Origin of the sequence: Streptomyces durbertensis, assembly GCF_014156695.1 — a bacterium.
Taxonomy (GTDB): Bacteria; Actinomycetota; Actinomycetes; order Streptomycetales; family Streptomycetaceae; genus Streptomyces; species Streptomyces durbertensis.
On the sequence record NZ_WMLF01000585.1, the window covers coordinates 1 to 2,711 of the forward strand.

Genomic DNA, 2,711 nt, shown 5'->3' on the forward strand with positions numbered 1-2,711 from the left:
CTCGCCGTGCGAGTCGTCGCGGGTACACCACGGACCCGGCCGCCGGCCTCCCCGTACGACCCGGCCAGCAGGGCCGTCGGGAGGCCGGTGCCGGCCCCTCCGCCGGCCTTCCCCACATGCCCGCCCGTCACCCAGCGCGACACCCCGTGACGGCCCGCGTCCGCCGTCCGGTGACTCCTCCCGACCCTCGCACCAGCACGCCCCGGATGTGTGCCAGAGTTGCCTCGTCCGGCCTCGAAGCACGTACCGTACGGCTGAGTAGCCGGCACCACCGGGGAAGGGGCAGCTGGATTGAGCACGCACGCACCGCATGCGCCGAACGGCCCTGGGCTCGCGCGGTCCGTCACCCTGCCCGCCACCCTCGACGAGGCCGTGGCGGCGCTCGCCGCCATGCCCGCGGCCGTACCCGTCGCCGGCGGCACCGACCTGATGGCCTCCGTCAACGCCGGCCAGCTCCGCCCCGCCGCGCTTGTCGGCCTCGGCCACATCAGCGAGATCCGCGGCTGGGAGTACCAGGACGGCCACGGCCTGCTCGGCGCCGGCCTGACCCACGCCCGCATGGGCCGCCCCGACTTCGCCGCGCTCTTCCCCGCGCTCGCCGCCGCGGCCCGCGCCGCCGGGCCCCCGCAGATCCGCAACGCCGGCACCCTCGGCGGCAACGTCGTCACCGCCGCCCCCACCGGCGACACCCTCCCGGTACTCGCCGCACTGGAAGCCGTCCTGGTCATCGCGGGCCCCGGCGGCGCCCGCCGCGAGGTGCCCGTCGGACACCTGCTCGCCGGCATGGACATGCTGCGCCCCGGCGAGATCCTCGGCCACCTCCGCGTCCCCCTGCTGCACGCCCCGCAGGCGTTCCTCAAAGCCACCGGCCGCACCGGGCCCAGCCGCGCCGTCGCCTCCGCCGCGGTGGTGCTCGACCCCGCCCGACGCGGCGTACGCTGCGCCATCGGCGCCGTCGCCCCCATGCCGCTGCGGCCCCTGGAGGCCGAACAGTGGGTGGCCTCCCTCATCGACTGGTCCGTCGTGACCGAACGCGGGGCCAGCGCCCTCGCCCCCGAAGCACTCGACGCCTTCGGACAGTACGTCGCGATGGCCTGCATCCCCGACCCGCCGCCGGCCGAGGACGGGGGAGAGGCACCGGTACTTCCGCCCGCCGCGCTCCAGCTGCGGCGTACCGTGGCGGCACTCGCCCGCCGGGGACTCGGGAGGGCTCTCGCATGAGCAGCGACCAGCAGCAGCCGGGACAGCCGGCGCCCACCGCACCACCCACCGCGCCGCCCACCGGCGGCTGGGGCGGCGCGTACGACGCCGAGGCCACCGCCTTCATACAGCTGCCCGGCCCGGGCGCCCAGCCGCCGTACCCGGGTGACGGCGACACCCACTACAGCCCGCTCGCCGCACCCGGCACCGGGCCCGGCTGGGAGCCGCCCGTCATCCCGCCGATGACGCCGGCGGCCTCCACCGACCCGGCCGCCACCGGGCAGTGGACGATGCCGTTCGCCGTCGACTCCGCGCACGTCGATGCCGCGCACGGCGCGGACACCTCACGCGGCGCGGACGCCCCGCTCTCACCGGGCCTGCCCGGGCTGCCGGACACGTCAGGCCAGGGCGCCGCCGCGGCGCTCGCGGGGGCGCACGAGGCCCGCCGCGAGCCTGATCGGCACCCGGCCGCCGCCGCTGGTGACGAGACGCCGCACGGCGAGTCCTCCTGGCCGGGCCACGGCCCGGCGCCCCACGAGTCGTTCGGGTCCGAAGGACCCGGCCACGACCACTGGCAGCCGACCGACCACAGCGACCCCGCCCTCGGGGCCCCGCCCGCCGACGTGTCCGACGCCGGTCCCGACGCGGGCCCCGGCGAAGGCGCGTCCGACGGCATGCCCGAAGGCGCGACCGACCCCGGAACGGACCAGGAAGCGCCCGAGCCGCCCGTCGACGAGCACCCGCTCGTCTCCTACGTCCTGCACGTCAACGGCGCAGACAAGCCCGTCACCGACGCCTGGATCGGCGAGTCCCTGCTGTACGTGCTACGCGAACGGCTCGGCCTGGCCGGCGCCAAGGACGGCTGCTCACAGGGCGAGTGCGGCGCCTGCTCGGTACAGGTCGACGGCCGCCTCGTGGCCTCCTGCCTCGTCCCGGCCGCCACCGCCGCACGCTCCGACATCCGGACCGTCGAAGGGCTCGCGCACGCCGACGGCCCCTGCGACGTACAGCGCGCGCTGGCCGACCGCGCGGGCGCCCAGTGCGGCTTCTGCCTGCCCGGCATGGCGATGACCGTGCACGACCTGCTCGCCGGCAACCACGCGCCCACCGACCTGGAGATCCGCAAGGCGCTGTGCGGCAACCTCTGCCGCTGCTCCGGCTACCGGGGCGTCGTGGAGGCGGTGCGCGACGTCGTCGCCACCCGCACCGCCGACGCCGAGGGCGCCGCCGCCGAACAGCAGGCGGGGGCCGGCGCCCCGCACGCCGGCGACCACACCGTGCCCACCGACGGCCGGCCCGACTACGGTCAGGGCCCCGGCGACGACTCGCACAGCGGCCCGCCCGGCCCCTACGACGCCACCGGCCACTACGAGGCATCCGGTCACCACGACGCCTCCGGTCACCACGACGCCTCCGGTCACCACGACGTCTCCGGCCTGGTCGACCCCGCCGCGCCCCCCAGGGTCCCCGAGCAGGGGCCCGCACCCCATCCGCCGTACGGACCGGGAGAG

General features: G+C 77.3%; 2 protein-coding genes. Both read left to right on the forward strand.

Going from position 1 to position 2,711, the window contains the following annotated elements; translation table 11 throughout:
- The first annotated feature begins 291 nt into the window (after window positions 1–291).
- Window positions 292–1,221 carry an FAD binding domain-containing protein gene (locus GL263_RS24720; protein ID WP_182857962.1) on the forward strand — a complete coding sequence of 310 codons (930 nt, stop codon included), beginning with the start codon at window positions 292–294 and terminating at the stop codon, window positions 1,219–1,221.
- On the forward strand, window positions 1,218–2,711 hold a 1,494-nt coding region (locus tag GL263_RS29135), incomplete at its 3' end, for a 2Fe-2S iron-sulfur cluster-binding protein (RefSeq protein WP_323379548.1). The genes GL263_RS24720 and GL263_RS29135, both read left to right, overlap by 4 nt.